17 protein-coding genes are annotated in these 17,757 nt (G+C 68.4%); 12 read left to right on the top strand and 5 right to left on the bottom strand.

Annotated features, from left to right (window positions below):
* Window positions 1-76: 76 nt before the first annotated feature.
* The 5 genes from benA to M2351_RS30205 all read left to right on the top strand — a co-directional run bounded on the left by benA (window position 77) and on the right by M2351_RS30205 (window position 5,272).
* The gene (gene benA, locus M2351_RS30225) at window positions 77-1,426 is read left to right on the top strand and encodes a benzoate 1,2-dioxygenase large subunit (protein WP_264659734.1); all 1,350 of its coding nucleotides are present in this window, start codon (window positions 77-79) and stop codon (window positions 1,424-1,426) included.
* Window positions 1,427-1,437: 11 nt separating this feature from the next.
* The gene (gene benB / locus M2351_RS30220) at window positions 1,438-1,929 is read left to right on the top strand and encodes a benzoate 1,2-dioxygenase small subunit (RefSeq protein ID WP_264659733.1); all 492 of its coding nucleotides are present in this window, start codon (window positions 1,438-1,440) and stop codon (window positions 1,927-1,929) included.
* Window positions 1,930-2,012: 83 nt separating this feature from the next.
* Window positions 2,013-3,035 carry a benzoate 1,2-dioxygenase electron transfer component BenC gene (benC, locus tag M2351_RS30215; protein ID WP_264659732.1) on the top strand — a complete coding sequence of 341 codons (1,023 nt, stop codon included), beginning with the start codon at window positions 2,013-2,015 and terminating at the stop codon, window positions 3,033-3,035.
* Window positions 3,032-3,817: a 1,6-dihydroxycyclohexa-2,4-diene-1-carboxylate dehydrogenase gene (locus M2351_RS30210; RefSeq protein WP_264659731.1), complete on the top strand. Its 786-nt coding sequence runs from the start codon at window positions 3,032-3,034 to the stop codon at window positions 3,815-3,817. The genes benC and M2351_RS30210 overlap by 4 nt, the downstream gene beginning before the upstream one ends.
* A gap of 108 nt (window positions 3,818-3,925) precedes the next feature.
* Window positions 3,926-5,272, top strand: coding sequence for an MFS transporter (locus M2351_RS30205; protein ID WP_264659730.1), 1,347 nt, complete (start codon window positions 3,926-3,928; stop codon window positions 5,270-5,272).
* 89 nt (window positions 5,273-5,361) lie between these two features.
* On the opposite strand, the gene M2351_RS30200 is transcribed toward M2351_RS30205, so the two are convergent.
* The 4 genes from M2351_RS30200 to M2351_RS30185 form a co-directional block, all read right to left on the bottom strand.
* Complete coding sequence (locus tag M2351_RS30200; protein ID WP_264659729.1) at window positions 5,362-6,678, bottom strand: MFS transporter; 1,317 nt, start codon at window positions 6,676-6,678, stop codon at window positions 5,362-5,364.
* Window positions 6,679-6,725: 47 nt separating this feature from the next.
* A complete protein-coding gene (locus M2351_RS30195) occupies window positions 6,726-8,222 on the bottom strand; it encodes an amidase (protein ID WP_264659728.1) in 1,497 nt (498 codons plus the stop codon).
* Between the two features lie 342 nt (window positions 8,223-8,564).
* Complete coding sequence (locus tag M2351_RS30190) at window positions 8,565-10,025, bottom strand: gamma-glutamyltransferase family protein (RefSeq protein ID WP_264659727.1); 1,461 nt, start codon at window positions 10,023-10,025, stop codon at window positions 8,565-8,567.
* A 58-nt stretch (window positions 10,026-10,083) separates the two neighbouring features.
* On the bottom strand, window positions 10,084-10,920 hold the full coding sequence (locus M2351_RS30185) for a GntR family transcriptional regulator (RefSeq protein WP_264659726.1): 837 nt from the start codon (window positions 10,918-10,920) through the stop codon (window positions 10,084-10,086).
* A 351-nt stretch (window positions 10,921-11,271) separates the two neighbouring features.
* Between M2351_RS30185 and M2351_RS30180 the strand changes: the two genes are divergently transcribed.
* From M2351_RS30180 to M2351_RS30150, 7 genes are read left to right on the top strand one after another with little or no spacing between them, the layout of a single operon-like run.
* Entirely contained in the window at window positions 11,272-12,003 is a 732-nt protein-coding gene (locus M2351_RS30180) for a TenA family transcriptional regulator (RefSeq protein ID WP_264659725.1), read from the top strand.
* A gap of 52 nt (window positions 12,004-12,055) precedes the next feature.
* The gene (locus M2351_RS30175; protein ID WP_264659724.1) at window positions 12,056-12,397 is read left to right on the top strand and encodes a (2Fe-2S)-binding protein; all 342 of its coding nucleotides are present in this window, start codon (window positions 12,056-12,058) and stop codon (window positions 12,395-12,397) included.
* 11 nt (window positions 12,398-12,408) lie between these two features.
* Window positions 12,409-12,723 (top strand): ferredoxin, encoded by a 315-nt coding sequence (locus M2351_RS30170; protein ID WP_264659723.1) that lies wholly within the window; start codon window positions 12,409-12,411, stop codon window positions 12,721-12,723.
* A complete protein-coding gene (locus M2351_RS30165) occupies window positions 12,720-12,998 on the top strand; it encodes a 2Fe-2S iron-sulfur cluster binding domain-containing protein (RefSeq protein ID WP_264659722.1) in 279 nt (92 codons plus the stop codon). Before M2351_RS30170 ends, M2351_RS30165 begins: the two co-directional genes overlap by 4 nt.
* A 29-nt stretch (window positions 12,999-13,027) precedes the next feature.
* Window positions 13,028-14,500, top strand: a complete 1,473-nt coding sequence (locus M2351_RS30160) for an aldehyde dehydrogenase family protein (RefSeq protein WP_264659721.1) — start codon at window positions 13,028-13,030, stop codon at window positions 14,498-14,500.
* A 38-nt stretch (window positions 14,501-14,538) separates the two neighbouring features.
* Complete coding sequence (locus M2351_RS30155; RefSeq protein ID WP_264659720.1) at window positions 14,539-15,018, top strand: GlcG/HbpS family heme-binding protein; 480 nt, start codon at window positions 14,539-14,541, stop codon at window positions 15,016-15,018.
* A 10-nt stretch (window positions 15,019-15,028) separates the two neighbouring features.
* Complete coding sequence (locus tag M2351_RS30150) at window positions 15,029-16,099, top strand: 2Fe-2S iron-sulfur cluster-binding protein (protein ID WP_264659719.1); 1,071 nt, start codon at window positions 15,029-15,031, stop codon at window positions 16,097-16,099.
* A gap of 166 nt (window positions 16,100-16,265) precedes the next feature.
* Here M2351_RS30150 and pdxR read toward each other — a convergent pair whose 3' ends face one another.
* Complete coding sequence (pdxR, locus tag M2351_RS30145) at window positions 16,266-17,708, bottom strand: MocR-like pyridoxine biosynthesis transcription factor PdxR (RefSeq protein ID WP_264659718.1); 1,443 nt, start codon at window positions 17,706-17,708, stop codon at window positions 16,266-16,268.
* Window positions 17,709-17,757: the final 49 nt, after the last annotated feature.

Raw genomic sequence — 17,757 nt, 5'->3', positions numbered from 1 at the left:
ACCGGCCAACAAACCGGCGCGTGGCCACCGGCCGTTTGGGGAGGTGGCCCCGCCGTAAAACCTGGAGGAATACGTCATGGCCACCGATCTCAAGGAACGGCTCGACGGGGCGGTCGTGGAGGACAAGGAACAGGGGCTGTACCGCTGCCGGCGCGACATCTTTACCGACCCGGCGCTGTTCGAACTGGAGATGAAGCACATCTTCGAGGGGAACTGGATCTACCTCGCCCATGAAAGCCAGATCCCGAACAAAAACGACTACTTCACGACCCATATGGGGCGGCAGCCGATCGTCATTGCCCGCAACAAGGACGGTGCGCTGAACGCCTTCATCAACGCCTGCAGCCACCGCGGCGCGATGCTGTGCCGGCATAAGCGCGGCAACAAGGCGACCTACACCTGTCCCTTCCACGGCTGGACCTTCAACAACTCCGGCAAGCTGCTGAAGGTCAAGGATCCGGACAGCGCCGGCTACCCGGGCGGCTTCAACTGCGACGGTTCGCACAACCTCACCAAGGTCGCCCGGTTTGAATCCTACCGCGGCTTCCTGTTCGGCAGCCTGAACCCGGACGTGCCTTCCCTGGCGGAACATTTGGGCGAGGCGGCCAAGGTCATCGACATGATCGTGGACCAGTCCCCGGACGGGCTGGAGGCGCTGCGCGGCTCCTCCTCCTACATCTACGACGGCAACTGGAAGCTCCAGACGGAGAATGGCGCCGACGGCTATCACGTCACCGCCGTGCACTGGAACTACGCGGCCACCACCAACCATCGCAAGACCGCCGCGACCGGCGACGCGGTGCGCGCCATGGACGCCGGCAACTGGGCCAAGCAGGGCGGCGGCTTCTACTCCTTCGAGAACGGCCATTTGCTGCTGTGGAGCCGCTGGGCCAACCCAGAGGACCGGCCGCTTCACGAGCGGCGGGACGAACTGGTGGCGCAGTACGGTCCGGCGCGTGCCGACTGGATGATCGGCAATTCGCGTAACCTGTGCCTCTACCCGAACGTCTATCTGATGGACCAGTTCAGCTCGCAGATCCGCACCTACCGCCCGATCGCGGTCGACAAGACCGAGGTCACCATCTACTGCATCGCCCCGAAGAACGAGAGCGCGGAGGCGCGCGCGCGCCGCATCCGCCAGTACGAGGACTTCTTCAACGCCAGCGGCATGGCGACGCCCGATGACCTGGAGGAGTTCCGGTCCTGCCAGATCGGCTACATGGGCGGGGCCGCCGCCTGGAACGACCTGTCGCGCGGGGCGAACCACTGGGTCGAGGGTGCCGACGAGGCCGCCAAGGCCATCGACCTGACCCCGTTGATGAGCGGCGTGCGCACCGAGGACGAGGGCCTGTTCGTCGTGCAGCATCAATATTGGCTGGACACCATGCGCCGCGCCGTCGCCGCGGACGCGAAGACACCGGCCTGAGGGAGGATGTCATGGGCATTTCCTTTGAGACGCTCCAGGCCTTCCTCCACCGCGAGGCCCGCCTGCTCGACGACAAGCGCTGGGAAGACTGGTTGCAGCTCTACGCGCCGGACGCTGTCTTCTGGATGCCGGCCTGGGACGACGACGGCACCCTCACCACCGACCCGCAGCGCGAGATTTCGCTGATCTACTACGCGAACCGCGGCGGCCTGGAAGACCGGGTGTTCCGCATCAAGACCGAACGGTCGAGCGCCACCAGCCTGCCGGAGCCGCGCACCTCCCACAACATCAGCAACCTGGAAATCCTCGAACAGCGGGACGGCATTGCCAAGCTGCGTTTCAACTGGGTCACGCTGAGCTTCCGCTACAAAACGACCGACACCTATTTCGGCACGTCCTACTACACGCTGGATGTTTCGGGCGAGACGCCGCTGATCAAGGAAAAGACGGTGGTGCTGAAGAACGACTACATCCACCACGTCATCGACATCTATCATATCTGAATCAATCACATCTGACTGGCCAACCCTGGTTGGCCGCATCTGACCCGCCGTCTTCGGACCGGCCGCGGTCGGGGAGATGATCCATGAGCTTTCACATCGCGCTGAGCTTCGAAGACGGGCTGACCCGCTTCATCGAGTCCAATCCGGGCGAGACGGTGGCCGACGCCGCCTACCGCCAGGGCATCAACATTCCGCTCGACTGCCGCGACGGCGCCTGCGGCACCTGCAAGAGCTTTTGCGAAGCCGGCCGCTACGACGGCGGTTCCTACATCGAGGACGCGCTGACCGACGCGGAGGCGGCCGAAGGCTACTGCCTGACCTGCCAGACGCGCCCGGAGTCCGATCTCGTCCTGCGCATCGCCGCCTCCTCGGATCTGTGCAAGACGAAGGCGATGGACGTGGACGCGGAGGTCGCCTGGGTGCGGCCCTTGTCCGACAGCACCATCAGCCTGGCGCTCGTGGTGGACGGTGCCGCGCGCCTCTCCTTCTTGCCGGGACAGTACGTCAACATCCAGGTTCCGGGCACGAGCGAGACGCGGTCCTACTCCTTCAGTTCCAAACCCGGCGCGGAGCTGGCGACCTTCCTGATCCGCAACGTGCCGAACGGGCTGATGAGCGGCTATCTGAGCGATCGTGCGAAGCCGGGCGACCGGATGACGATCACCGGGCCGCTCGGCAGCTTCTACCTGCGGGATGTCAGGCGGCCGGTGCTGATGCTGGCCGGCGGAACGGGGCTAGCGCCCTTCCTGTCCATGCTCGGCCGCCTCGCGGAGGAAGGCGGGGCGGGCCACCCCGTCCACCTCGTCTACGGCGTCACGCATGACAGCGACCTCGTGGAGATGGAGACGCTGCGGGCCTATGCGGAACGCATCCCGGACTTCACCTTCGCGACCTGCGTTGCGGATGAAGGCAGCAGCCACGCCCGCAAAGGCTACGTCACGCATCATCTGGACGCCGGGCACCTGAACGCCGGCGACGTGGACGTCTATCTCTGCGGCCCGCCGGCGATGGTCGAGGCGGTGCGCGTCCACTTCCGCGACCAGGGCGTCACCCCCGTGAACTTCCACTACGAAAAATTCGCGCCGAGCGAGGGGAGCCAGCGATGAGCGGGCGCCATCGGTTTGAGGGCAAGGTCATGATCGTCACCGGCGCCGCCCAAGGCATCGGCCGGGCGGTGGCGGCGACCGCGGCGCGGGAGGGCGGACGGCTGGTGCTGGTGGACCGTTCCGAACGCGTCCACGAGGTGGCGAACGACCTTGCGGCGGAGGGCGCGTCGGCGCTGGCGGTGACCGCCGACCTGGAGACTTACGCCGGGGCCGAGACGATGGTGGCGGCGGCCATGGAGGCGTTCGGCCGCATCGACATCTCGGTGCACAACGTCGGCGGCACGATCTGGATGAAGCCCTTCTGGGAGTATCAGGAAGCGGAGATGGTCAAGGAGATCAACCGCTCCCTGTGGCCGACGCTGTGGTCCTGCCGCGCGGTGATCCCGGCCATGATCGCGCAGGGCAGCGGCAGCATCGTGAACGTCGGAAGCAACGCCACCCGGGGCATTCACCGTGTGCCCTATTCCGCGGCGAAGGGCGGCGTGCACGCCATGACGACCTGCATGGCCATGGAACTGGCCGACAAGGGCATCCGGGTGAACGCCGTGTCGCCCGGCGCGATCGACAACGGCGAGCGCGTCATCCCGCGCAACCCCAAGCCGCTGAGCGAGCAGGAGACGCTCTGGGGCAAGGAGACGTACGAGCAGGTTCTGCGCGATACGATGATGGGGCGCCTGGGGACGCAGGACGAAGTCGCCGCGGCGATCTGCTTCTTCGCTTCGGACGAGGCGTCGTACATCACCGGACAGACCTGCTTCGTCGCGGGCGGCAGCATCGGCTGACCATCTTTGGCCGGAATGCGATGTCCCCCTGGGCAGAGCCGACATCGCCAATCCGTCGTGGTTCGTCCGGCCGCAAAAAACACACATGAAGAGGGTTGGAACTGCGAAATGACGGCAGAACGAAAAAACCTGCAGGCGTACATCGACGCGGTGCCCATTGGCAGTTTCCAATGGCGGATCTTTGCCTTGTGCTTTCTGTGCGCGCTGCTCGACGGATTCGACACGCAGGCGATCGCCTACACGGGGCCGGCCATCGCGAAGGCGTTCGGGCTTGCGCCGAAGGGCGGGCTTGCGGGCATCCTCATGGCCGGCACGATTGGCATGATGGTTGGTGCCATGTCACTTGGTCCGGTCGGTGACCGGTGGGGACGGCGCCCCGCTATTCTCGGCGCCCTGTTCCTGTTCGGCATCGCCTCCCTGGCGACCGGCTTTGCGACGACGCCCGAGCACATCATGGCCTTGCGTTTCCTCGCTGGACTCGGGATGGGCGGCATGACCCCGGTGCTGCTGTCGCTGGTGGCCGAATACAGCCCGGGTTACCGCCGCGGCACGGTCATGACGGGCATCCTGCTGGGACTGCCGGCCGGAGCCATGCTCGGCGGGCTGCTTGCCTCGTCCTGGCTGCCGGTCATCGGGTGGGAAGGCATCTTCATCGCCGGCGGCGCCGCGCCTTTGGCGCTGCTGCTCGTGGCGTTGGCCCTTCTTCCGGAATCGCCGCAGTTCCTCGTGGCGCGTGACCAGGACCGCCACCGCGAGCGGATTCACGGGCTGCTTGCGCGGATCATCGGGCGGCCGGTGGCGGAGACCACGGTGTACGCCGTGCCGCAACGGATCGAGACGTCGCCGGTGTCGGCCCTGTTTGCCCCGGAATGGCGGACGCGCACGCTGGCGATCTGGGCAACCTACTTTTTCAACTGGATCGCTTGGTACATGCTGCTGCTGTGGCTGCCGACGGTGCTGATCACCGCAGGGCTGGCGACCGAAAAGGCAGCCTATGGCACGGTCACCGTCAACGGCGTCTTCATCGCCTGTGCCATTCCGCTGTCCATGATGCTTGCGCGGCTGGACGTCCGCCGCGTTCTGTTCGGCATGTTTGCGTGCGGCATCGCGGTGTGCCTTGCGCTCGCCACGGTGAGCGACAACTGGACGCTCACGTTCGTGCTGGTCGGCGCCACCGGGTTCGGCGTCGGCGGCCAGCAGATTGCCCTGAATTATCTGATCGCGACCGTGTATCCGACGAGCCTTCGTGCAACGGGGACCGGTTGGGCCATCGGCATGGGGCGGGTCGGCTCGATCATCGGATCCGCGATTGGCGGCTGGTGCCTTCAGCAGGGGGGCGTGCCCGGTTATTACATCGCCATCGCCGTCCCGCTGCTGATCGCCGCGCTGGCGGTGGGCACCATCCGCACGCAGAAAAGGCCGGCCGCGAGCGCCGAATTGTCGACAGCCCATTGAGAGCGGGCCGGGCGTAAGAAAATCCAATGAGGATCGCGTGACGGCCGTGCTGCCGTCACGCGATTTTTGTACTCGGACTCTTGGTTTGGTCAGCGGTCGCGGGCAACCGCGGCGGCCGGCATGGCAACGACGGTGTCGCTCTCCGTGTCGGTCAATTCGCGGAGATCCAGCCCCTTGGTCTCCGGCAACAGAAGGGCGGCGATGGTCACCAGCACATAGCCGGCCCCGGCCACCACAGCGATCGACAGGCCGAGCGACAGGTGTCCGGAACTGACCGTGCCCACCGCCAGCGGGAAGAAGGAGCCGATGACCCGCCCGACGTTGTAGGAGACGGCGTAGCCCGTCGCCCGCACGCTGTTCGGGTAGGATTCGGAGATGGTCGCCCCGATGCCGGAGAACATGCCCTGCATCGCGACGCCCAGCGGGAAGCCCAGGAACAGCATCGATGTGTTGGACACGGGGATGATCATATAGACCAGCGCCATGACGAAGGCGCAGGCGGCGAACAGGATGTAGGTCCAACGCCGGCCGATCCGGTCGGCCGCGTAGGCGCCCACCATGTAGCCGACCAGCGAGCCCAGGATCATGACGGCGAGGTAGGAGCTGGTGCCGAAGACCGACAGGCCGCGTTCGGTTTTCAGGTAGGTCGGCAGCCAGGTCGCCAGCGCGTAGTAGCCGCCCAGCATGCCGCCCGACAGCAGGCTGCACAGGATTGTCTTGCCGAGCAGCGGCGGGGCGCAAACCCGGCCGAGCCCGCTGAAGGCGCCGCCTGCCTGTCCGCCCGCAGCCCGCGCGGCGCGGGCCTGGGTGAAGACCTCCGGCTCCTGGATGTTGCGGCGCAGATAGATGACGACCAGCGCCGGCAGAATGCCCAGGAAGAAGCAGGCGCGCCACGCCGTCTCCGCCGGGAACAGCGAGAAGACGACGCCATAGGCGATGGCCGCGGCCCCCCAGCCGAAGGAATAGCTGCTGGCCGTGAAGCCCGAATATTTTCCGCGGTGGGCCGGGTTCCGGATCATCTCCGTCACCAGCACCATGCAGAGGGAGGATTCGCCGCCGAAGCCCAGGCCCTGCAGCATGCGGAACAGCATCAGCTGTTCCGGCGAATTGGCCAGCCCGCACAGGAAGCAGGCGACGGCGAACAGCACGATGGTCCAGCGCAGCACACGCACGCGGCCGTAGCGGTCGGCCAGCACGCCGGCCCCGATGGCGCCCACCAGGGACGCGAGCAGCGTGTAGGTGACGATGGACCCGGCCATCGTTTTGTCCATGCCCCACAGCGCGATCAGGGTGGAGATCAGGAAGGAATAGATCATGAAGTCGAAAACATCGACCGCGTGTCCCAGAAAGGCGCCATAGAAGGCTTTCCTTTCCTGCGAGGTCAGCGTGCGGAACCAGTCGAGCATTCATCCCTCCGATGAACGTGGGGTTTTTTCAGGCGGTGGCGAAGGCCTCACTCGATGACATTGGGCGCAACGGGCGGCCGGAGGGGTTCCGGCGGCACGAAGGCGTATCCGGCTTCTTCGAGCCGTTGGGCGAACCGCAATGACCGGCGGTCGTGATGGCGCGGTGCGACGATCTGAACGCCGACCGGCAGACCCTCCCGGCTGAGCCCGATGGGCGCGACGGTGGAGGGCAGATGACACAGGCCGGAATGGCCGGCCCAGAACAGCTGGGTCGTCAGCGGCTGTGGGCGGCCGTTGACGGTCAGGAAACGCCGCCAGGGCTCCCCCTCCTCGTTCAAGGGGAAGGCGGTGGTCGCCGCGGCGGGGCAGAGCAGCACGTCGACGTCGGCGAAGAAGGCGTCCCAGGCCGCCATGAAGTCGCGGCGCAGGCCCTGCAGCCGCAGCCATTCGCGGTGGGGCAGGGCGGCGCCGACGTGCTGGAGCGCCCCATAGGATAGGTCGTCCGGCGCCTGCTCCGCGGCGAACCGCTGCGTCTCTTCGAAAACCGCGTCGGGCATGTGGACGGACGTCGCGGCGCGCAGCAGCAGGACGTAGGTGCGCCACAGGGCCGCCGCGTCTATGGCCGGGCGGGCGTGCCAGGACACGGCCACGCCTTCGCGCTCCAGCCAGCGGCCAAGCGCCTCGATGGGCGCGGAGACGGCGTCGTCCACCTCCGCGAAGGGGTGGGTCGGCAGGACGGCGACACGGAAATCGGTCAGCCGCTCATGAGGGCAGTCGGGCAGATCCAGCCTGTAGACCGCCGCCTCCGCCCCGTCCGGACCGGCGATGGCGTCCAGCACCAGGGCGAGGTCGCGCGCGGAGCGCGCCACCGGGCCGGCGACGTTGATGTCCGGCACCTCCGTCCCGCCGTCGGTGCCGTGGCCAAGCATCGAAACCAGCCCGTGGCTGCTCTTGTGCGAGAAGACGCCGCAGTAATGCGCCGGATTGCGCAGGGAAGAGCCGATGTCGGAGCCCACGTCGAAGAAGGACATGCCGGCGCAGACCGCCGCGGCGCTGCCGCCGGACGATCCGCCGGGGGTGCGCTGCGGATCCCGCGGATTGCGCGTGGTGCCGTAGACCGCGTTGTAGCTCTGCCAGTCCCGCAGGTGCAGCGGCACGTTAGTCTTGCCCAGCAGCACCGCCCCGGCCTCCGCCAGGCGGCGCACCACCGTGGCGTCGCGCCGGGCGACGTTGTCCCGGAAGGCCGGGTTGCCGCAGGTCGTGGGCCAGCCGGCCACGTCGAAGGATTCCTTGATGGTGAAGGGGATGCCGTGCAGCGGCCCGCGGATGCGCCCCGCGCGCCGTTCGCGGTCCCGTTCCTCCGCCACGGTGCGGGCGCGCTCGAAGTCGGACAGCACCAGCGCGTTGATCGTGCCGTTCGTCTCCCGGACCGCCGCGCGACAGGCCTCCACCAGATCGACGCTCGTCACCGCTCCGTCGCCGATCAGTCGGGCGGCGGCCCAGACGAGCTGGAAGCGGAGCGCGGAGGAAGGGGACAGGGCCATGTCGGTTCCCGAAGATCGTTTGAGGACAAATCATAATGGCGCATCGGAACGCTCGGCGGCCATGGGTCGTGTGTAGCCTCTGGTGCGGCGGGTCGGATCGACACGGTCGCTTGCGTTCTGGCCGCGTGCGTTCTGCGGGGGATGTGCTGTTCACCGCCCGGCGCGTCCCGGCAATGCCGGCGCGGGGTCTGGTCTGTCGAACGAACTGGGCTCTATGATCGTCCTGGGAAGGGCGGCAACGGCCTGGATCGGATCCCGCCGCCCCTGAACTCCATACTGTATACAATTCATATGTAGGTCAAGCGAATTTTATGGTGCACTAACGATCTTGCTAGTCGCGCATCAGAAGGCGAGCGCGATTCCGTCCTTGCGCCGGTCGGATCCGGCTGCCCAGCCCGCGCCGCAGCGCTGGATCAGCTGCCCGCCGCCGAAATCGGCGTTGCCGACGCTGACCGCGTAGCCGGCCGCGGCGAGCGCGTCGCGCATCGCCGGGGCGATCCCCTCCTCGACCGCAACCACCTTCGGTTCCTGCACGCGGAAGCGCGGGGCGTCCAGGATCGCTTGCGGGTCGGTGGCGCCACGGGCCATGCGGCTGACCATCTGCACGTGACCCTGCGGCTGCATGTTGCCACCAACCAAGCCGAAGACCGCGAAGGGCAGCCCGTCGCGAAGCGCTGCGCCGGGAATAACCGTGTGGTAGGGCCGGCGGCCAGGCGCCACGCCGTTGGGATGGCCGGGCTCCGCGAATCCGTGCGCCCGGTTCTGCAGGACGAAGCCGCCGCCCGGCACGGCGAGGCCGGAGCCGAAGCGCTTGAAGACGCTGGACATCAGGATGCAGCACCAGCCCTGCGCGTCGACCACCGCCGTCGCGACCGTGTTCCCCGCATCGCAGACGGTGGCGCGGGCTTTCGTCAGCGCGTCGTCCACGGCCTCGACCATCCGCACCAGCCCGGCGGCTTCGTCATGGTCCACGGGATCGGGGCCAAGCGCTTCCAAGGCGTCGAGCACGGCGACGCCGTGCGTGTTGGGCGGCAGCTCGATCACCTCCAGCGCGCCGTGGCGGCGGCGCAGGGGTTCGCAGAAGAAGCCCCCTTGAACGCCGGTATGCGCCAGGATGTCCGTGCGGTCCAGCACGCCGCCCGCGGCCTGCACTGCCGCCGGCGCGCGGTCGGCGAGCCAACGGTAGAATTCTTCCGCCCCGTCCCGGGCGATGAGGTCCAGCGTCGCGGCGAGGTCCGGGTTGGCGAAGCGCTCCCCCGGCCCTGGCGGCCGGTCCGGCCGGAAGACCCGCATGGCCTCCGCATCCGCGCGCAGCACGTCGGCGAAGCGGCGCCATTCGCGGGCGACGATCGGGCCGACCGGAAAGCCGTCGCGCGCCAGCGCCGCCGCCGGCGCCACAAGGTCACGGAAGGGCAGGCGCCCGAAGCGTTCGTGCAGCGCGGCCCAGGCGCCCACCGCGCCGGGCACCGTCACCGACCACGGCCCGCGCAACGGCACGCGGGCGGAGCCGGTCGCCCGCTCCAGGGTTTCGGCCGTCAGCCCGCGCGGCGAGCGGCCGGTGCCGTTGAAGCCGGTGACCGTCCCGTCCGGCGCGATCACCAGCGCCAGAGCGTCGCCGCCGATGCCCGTGGCCATCGGCTCGCAGACGCCCAGCACCGCGTCGGCGGCGATGGCGGCATCCACGGCGTGGCCGCCGCGGCTCAAAATGTCGAAGGCGGTCCAACTCGCCAGGGGGTGGCCTGAAGCCACGGCCCCCCGTTCCCCCCAGGCGGACCGGGGGGCGAGGGCGCTGTTCTGCGTCATGACATCTCCTCAGGCGGCGGCCGGTCGCTTGCGCCGGCGCGGCCCTGTTTTGGATGCGCTATGGGGCGTCGGCGCCGACCTTGCTGCGGATGGAGGCGCGGAAACGGCGCGGTCGCGGTTCGCTGCTTTGATCCGCGGTCGTGGTCTTGCCGGTCTTCTTGCCGGCCTTCTCTTTGATGGTGAGGGGCGCGCCGGCGTCCGGGTCGGGCACGCGGCTCTGCTGGAAGGCGCTGCCGGCGGTCACCACGTGCCGGTTCGCCAGGACCGAGGCCAACTCCCCGTCGCCGTCGATGATCGCCCGCAGGATGCCGGCGTGCTCCCGCCAAGCCTCCTTGGTGCGCCAGGACATGGAGCTGACGTACATCCAGTGGGTGCGGTGGCGCAGAATGCGCATGAATTCGGCCAGGAAGCGGTTGCGGCCGGCGTCGGCCAGGAATCCGTGGAACCAGTCGTTCAGCGCGCGCAGTTCGCCCTCGTCCTTTGCCGCGATGGCGCGTTCGCCGCGGTCCAGGATCTCGAGTACGGCGGTGCGCTGGGCCTCCGACAGGCGGCGGGCGGCGAGCTTGGCGCTCAGGGCTTCGATGGCGGCACGGACCTCGACCAGCTCGGCCAGCTCCTCCTCCGACAGGGCGGCGACGAAGGCGCCCTTGCGCGGGATCACCTCGATCATCCCCTCGGTTTCCAGGGCGCGGATGGCCTCGCGCACCGGGTTGCGGGACACGCCGAAATCGGCCGCAAGCCGATCCTCCACCAGCCGTTCCCCCGGTTTGAAGTCGCCGGACAGGATGCCCTGCCGCAGCGCGTCCATGATCATCTCCCGCAGCGAGCTGTGCGCCTGGCCCAGGCTTGGGACCGGGCGGGGGGAGGGCACGGCTTTGCGGTGTTCGTCGCTCATGATCGGGTCCTGATTGGCTGGCCTATAAAACTGTATACAGTCTGCGCGTGGTGTCAAGCGGCCGCGTGGATTCTTTGCCGGTCCATCCTGCCGATCCACCCATCTGGAGTGCCGGCACCTAGCCCAAAAAGGCGATTTTCTGGGATTGCGAGCTTGCGGAATGATTGTTGGGCCACAAATCATGTTGACAGCAGTCGTAGACTGTATACAGATTAGGAGCGACACGGCCCGCAGCGGTCCTCCATCGGACCGCCGGCCCCACCCCGGACGCCCCCGTTCCACGGCTTGGCCGTCCGCAATCTCCCTGATGCGATCTCCCCGACGCACATCTCCCCCGACGCAGAGGATGACATGACCGAGTTGATGAACCAGAGCGAGTTCCGCGCGGCGCTGGAAAAGGCCATCCAGGGCAAGAGCGCCAACCAGTCTCCCTTCAGCATCGCCTGGGCGTCCGGCAAGCTGACGCGCGCGCATCTGGCGCGCTGGGCCGAAAATCACTACCACTATGTCGGCCCGTTCGCCGACTACTTGGCCTCCATCTACGCGCGGATGCCCGACCACTTCACGGAAGCCAAGGATTTCCTGCTCGCCAACATGTATGAGGAGGAAATCGGCGGCGACCGCCACACCGACCTGCTGATCCGCTTCGCGGAGGCCTGCGGCACGACGCGGAAGCGCGTGGTGGATCCCGACAACATGTCCCCGACCACCCGCGGCCTGCAAAGCTGGTGCTACGCCGTCGCCATGCGGGAAGACCCGATCGTCGCCGTCGCCGGCCTCGTCGTCGGGCTGGAATCGCAGGTGCCGTCCATCTATCGCAAGCAGACGCCGACCCTGCGCGCGACCTACGGCTTCACGGACGAGGAGGTGGAGTTCTTCGACCTCCACATCGTCTCCGACGAAATCCACGGGGAACGCGGCTACCAGATCGTGCTGGAGCACGCCACCACGCCGGAGCTTCAGCGGCGTTGCCTGAAGATTTGCGAGATCGGCGCGCAGATGCGGCTGCTCTACACGACCGCGCTCTACAACGACTACGTCGCGCGGGAACTGCCGCTTCACGACCTCGGCCTCGCCGCCTGACCCCACGCGCGGCGCCCCGGCGCCGCCCCTTTTTCCGCAAACGGTGCCGAACATGCCGATGGTGATCTTTCACAAGGACGGGCAGACCCACCGCGACGAGGTGCAGGAGCGAACCAACCTCGTGGTGCGCGCCGGCATCCGGAAATTTCCCTTCCCGCATCTGCGCTACAGCTGCGGCATGGGGAAGTGCGGCGCCTGCGCCTGCCGCGTGATCGCGGGCGGGGAGCATCTGCCCGACCCCAACTGGAAGGAGAAGCGGCAGCTCGGCGACCGGCTGGCGCAAGGCTACCGACTGGCCTGCCAGCTGTGGGTCAGCCACGACATCGAGCTGGCCCAGGACAGTGAATCACAGACCGAACAGCCCGGCGCTGAACGGTCTGGCGCGGCCGCCTGAGGGAGCCCTTCATGTACGTCATCCTGACGAGCAAGCCGGGCCAGTTCCGGACGGAATCCGGCCCCGGCCTGCGGCCGGTCGAACGCTACGACTATCTGTTCTGCGGCACCCCGAAGGCGCGCTTCGTCATCGCGGAACTGCTGCACGACACCAAGGTCACCATTGTGGACGAGACACCGCCCGCGTGCGTGAACGTCGTCCCGTCCAAGCTTCTGGAGCGGTTCGACACGGTGGAGCGCGCGCGCGGCGCCTTGAAAAGCCTGACGGCATTCGGGCGCATGGACACCACGCTGTTGCGGCTGGAGCCGAATGGGGCGGCGCCATGATCCGCGTCACCTTCCTCGGCAACGACGGCAAGGTCGCAACCGCGCCGGAGAACAGCAACCTGCTGCGCGTGTCCCTGCGCGAGAAGGGCGGCATTCCCTTCAAATGCGGCGGCGGCCTGTGCGGCACCTGCAAATGCCGGATCGAGCAGGGCATCGAGAACACCGACGCCGTGAAGGCGAAGGAACGCAAGCACCTGACCGAGGCGGAGCTGGCCGAGGGCCGGCGCCTTGCCTGCCAGACCTTCCTGCTGGGCGACGTCAGCGTCTCCTGGTGACGGACCCCCTACATCGCGAGGAAACTACCATGACCGATGCGACGAGTCCGTGCGCAGACGGCGTGTTCGCCAACCTGATCGACGGCGCCTGGGTGCGGTCCAGCACCGGCGACCTGTTCGCCGACATCAACCCGGCCGACACCACCGACGTGGTCGGCCAATTTCAGGCTTCTTCGAAGGAGGACGCAGAGCGGGCCGTTGCCGCCGCCGCAGCAGCCTTCGAGGGTTGGCGGCGCACGCCGATCACCACCCGCGCCCGGATCCTCACCCGCGCGGCGGATCACCTGGAGGCCAACGCCGGCCGCTTCGCCGAGGAGCTGACGCGGGAAGAGGGCAAGCCCCTGCCGCAGAGCCGCGACGAGGTGCTGCGCTCCGCCCAGACGCTGCGCTTCTACGCGGTGGAAGGGCAGTCGCTGACCGGCGAGACCTTCGTGAACGACGACCCGGACATGGACGTGTTCACGGTGCGGGAGCCGCTGGGCGTCTGCACGGTCATCACGCCCTGGAACTTCCCCATCTCTATTCCCGCGCGGAAGATCGCGCCGGCGCTGATCACCGGCAACACGGTGGTGTTCAAGCCGTCTTCCGACGCGCCGCTCAGCGGCTTCCGCTTGGCGGAGGCGCTGGCCGCCGCGGGCCTGCCGAAGGGGGTGCTGAACTTCATCACCGGCAGCGCCGGCGCCATCGGCGCCGCGATCACGGAGCCGGCCGTCGTCCGTGCCGTGTCCTTCACCGGATCGACCCGGGCCGGGGAGCACATCCACCGCGCCGTCCCCTTCACGACGCGCACGCAGATGGAGTTGGGCGGCAAGAACCCCCTGATCGTCATGGAGGACGCCGACCTGGACAAGGCCGCGGACCTCGCCGTCAAGGGCGGCCTGTCGCTGAGCGGCCAGGCCTGCACCGGCACCAGTCGCATCCTGGTGATGGCGTCGGTGCGGGACGCCTTCACGGACAGGCTGCTGGAGAAGGTGCGGGCGCTGAAAATCGGCAACGGGCTGACGCCGGGCGTTGACCTCGGCCCGCTCGCCACCGCCGGCCAGCTGGACACCGTGCTGTCCTACGTCGCGCAGGGCAAGCGGGAAGCCACGCATCTTTACGGCGGGGACTGCCTGTCGGGCGACGAGTACGATCGCGGCTACTACGTGACGCCAGCGGTCTTCACCGACGTGACGCAGGACATGCGCATCGCGCGGGAGGAGATCTTCGGCCCGGTGCTGGCGATCATCGCCGTGGACGGCTACGCCGACGCCATCGCCAAGGCGAATGACACGGACTACGGCCTGGCGGCCGCCATCGCCACGCGCGATCCCCGCCTGATGCACGCCTTCGCCCGCGACATCCAGGCGGGCACGGTGAAGATCAACCGCACCACCACGGGCAACTTGATCAACGCGCCCTTCGGCGGGCTGAAGCGGTCCAGCACCTCCACCTTCCGGGAGTCCGGGCGCACCGGGCTCGACTTCTACACCCAGACCAAGACGGTCTACCGCGGCTGCTGAGCCCAGCGCTTGGCCCCATGGACCGAGGAGACGAGACGATGAAAAGTGTTCTGAAGCTGGAACTGCGCGAGGCGCGCGTGATGATCGCCGCGGCCATCAGGGAGGCCGAGACCATCGGCGTTTTGGAATCGGTCTGCGTGGTGGACGACGGCGGCTATCCCATCGCGCTGGAGCGGATGGACGGCGCGCGCATCACCGGCCCGCAGATCGCCTGGAACAAGGCCTTCACGGCTGCCGGCCACAAGCGGTCCACCCACCTGTTCAACCAAGCGCCCAACGGCCCGGCGCTGCCCGGAAACGAGGCATTCGGCATCCAGTGGAGCTTCGAGGGGCGGTTCGCGGTGTTCGTCGGCGGCTTCCCGGTGGTGGTCAACGGTGCCGTGATCGGCGGCGTCGGCCTCAGCGGCGGCAACGGGGAGCAGGACACCGCCTGCGGGCTGGCGGCGCTGAACGCGCTTCGCGACCTGCTGGCGCCGGAGGAAATCGACGTCCTCGTCCATGCCGACATCAAGAAGTAGGGGAGCCGCCATGGCCTATCGGATCGCGATCCCCGCAGCGGGGGAAAGCTTCAGCGCCGAACCGGGGGAAACGCTGCTGGCGGCGGCCGAGCGGGCGGGTGTCCGGCTGCCGCATGACTGTCAGGCGGGCGGCTGCGGCACCTGCCGGATCCGGCTGCTCGACGGGGCGGTCACCTACGACGAGTTCCCCTTTGGCCTGACGCCGGAGGAAGAGGCGGAAGGCTACGCGCTCGCTTGCCAGGGTGTGCCCGCCGGCGACCTCGTCATTGCGGTGCCGAGCGTCGCCGACGACTTGCCGGAGCCGCGGCGCCACGCGGCCACCGTGACCGCCGTCGAGTCCGCCTGCGACGGCGTTACCCGCCTGACGCTCGCCCTTCTCGACGGCGTTCCTTTCGGCTACTGGGCCGGCCAGTACCTGAACATCCGGTTGGAGGATGGGGAACCGCGCAGCTTCTCCATGGCCTCAGCTCCGGCGCGCGGGGTGCTGGACGTGCATGTGCGGCGTTTGCCGGGCGGACGCTTCACCGACGGTCTGCTGCCCCGACTGAAGCCCGGCGACCGGCTGGAGGTGGATCTGCCGCTCGGCAGCTTCGTCTATCGGGAGGCGGACTACCGACCTCTGCTGATGGTCGCGACCGGCACCGGCATCGCGCCGGTCCGCGCCATCCTGGACGCGCTGAAGGACGACCCGGACGCGCCGCCGGTCGATCTTTACTGGGGCATGCGGACCGAAGCGGACCTGTATTTGGACGCGGAGCTTCGGTCCTGGGAAGCCGCATTCGCGGAGTTCCGCTACGTCCCGGTCCTGTCGCGGGGTGGTCCGCTTTGGCGCGGCCGGCGTGGCTACGTCCAGGACGCCGTGGCTGCGGACTTCGACGACCTGTCGGAGCACGCGATCTATCTCTGCGGCTCGCCCGCGATGATCGCGGAGGCCAAACGGGCCTTCCTCGATCGCGGGGCGAGCGTCCAGCACATCTACGCCGAGGGCTTCACGACAGCCGCACGCCCGGCGATCGCTGCGGACAGCGTGTTGCACGGAGGGTGGGCCGCCTCCGCTCTTCGTTCAGGGAACGGTGCTTGATCGGGACCGGGGGCCGGATGTCGTCAGCATATGTCGTCAGCACAGCGGGCCGGCTCGGGCTCACCCGCCAAGCGCCGCGTCCCCGCCACGCCGAAGCCGATCCCTTGGCCCAGGAGGTCTTCAGGGCGCGGTTCCGCCGTCGTGTGCAGGCGCTCCCGCAGGAGGCTCACGCCCGCCGCGCACACTCGTCATCCTCCAGCGCCCGGCGAAGTTGTCGCGCCGACTCCTCGGCCCGCTGGGTGGGCAGGTTGGCGAATCCCAGAATGAGCCCGCTTTCTGGCCGGGCCTTGAGAAAGCATGCCGATAGGGGAGCCCCCGCCAGACCGCATGCGCCGAGCCGGCCGGCGGCGACGCGGTCGTCCCGGCCGTCGCGGAATCGCAGGATCAGGTGAAGGCCGCCGGCCGGGACCTCGATGCTCGCGAACGATGCCATGTGCCGTTCCAGGGCTGCGGCGAGGGCGTCGCGGCGCTGCCGGTAGAGCCGGCGCATCCGCTGAATGTGGCGGGAAAAGTGGCCCTGCGCCAGGAAATCAGCCAAGGCCATCTGGTCCAGTGGGGGCGGGTGCCCCTCCAGCAGCGTGCGCACCTGTCGGAATCGGGCCAATTCCGGGCGGGGTACCACCAGGTACCCCAGCCGCAAGGCGGGAAACAGGACTTTGCTGAAGGTGCCCACATAGAGCACCCGCCCGCCGCGGTCCAGGCCGGCCAGCGCTGGCAACGGCGGTCCACCGTAACGGTACTCGCTGTCGTAATCGTCCTCGATGATCCAAGCGTCCCGCGCCGCCCAGGCCAGCAGCTCCCAGCGCCGTTCGAGCGATAGCGGGCATCCGCGGGGGAACTGGTGGGCGGGGGTGAGCACCGCCATGGCGGCGTCGGGGCAGGAGCGCCGCGCCGCCGCCACATCCAGGCCGTGGGCATCCACCGGAACCGGAACGGGCAGGGCGCCGCAGCATTCCAGCGCGGTGCGGGTTTGCGGGAAGCCGGGATCCTCCACCCACACCGGTCGGCCGGCGACTGGCAAGGCGCGGGCGATCAGAGCGAGCGCCCCCCGGAATCCGGAGGTGACGAACACCTGTTCCGGATCGCAGGTGACGCCGCGGGCGATCCGCAGGTAGGTGGCGATCTCCTCGCGTAGGGGGCCGAAGCCTTCGGGGGGCAGATGGCCCAGGGCGGATTCGGCCAGGGACCGGACCCGGCGGGACACCAGACGGGACCACAGCTTGCGGGGAAACGCATCCAGCGCCGGCAGGCCGGGCTGGAACAGCGGCACCGCCGTCCCGTGGCCGCCGCGCAGGCTCGGCTGCGGCACCGGCGATGGAAAGTCGGCCGCCGTTCCAAGCCCCATGGCCGGCGCCACGGTGGTGCCGGCGCCGGCCCGGCCGACGATCATGCCTTCGCTGGCCAGCAGGTCATAGGCGGTCTGCACCGTGGCGCGCGACAGCGACAACTGCGCCGCCAAGCCCCGTGACGATGGGAACCGGCAGCCGGGCGCCAGCCGACCCGACAAAATGGCCCCGCGAAGGCGGCCGAAGAGCTGCCGGAACAGCGGCTCTTCGGCGGTGCGGTCGAGCCCGGCAAGGACATCGGTAAGGGGATGGTCGTGGACCATCGCGGGCTCCCGGAAAAATGGCCTGCTCAGTTTTTCAAAAACTGGGTCT

This window comes from Azospirillum canadense, from assembly GCF_025961225.1.
Classification (GTDB): Bacteria; Pseudomonadota; Alphaproteobacteria; order Azospirillales; family Azospirillaceae; genus Azospirillum; species Azospirillum canadense.
Note: the sequence above shows the minus strand (reverse complement) of the source record. Positions and strands in the feature narration are given on the sequence as shown.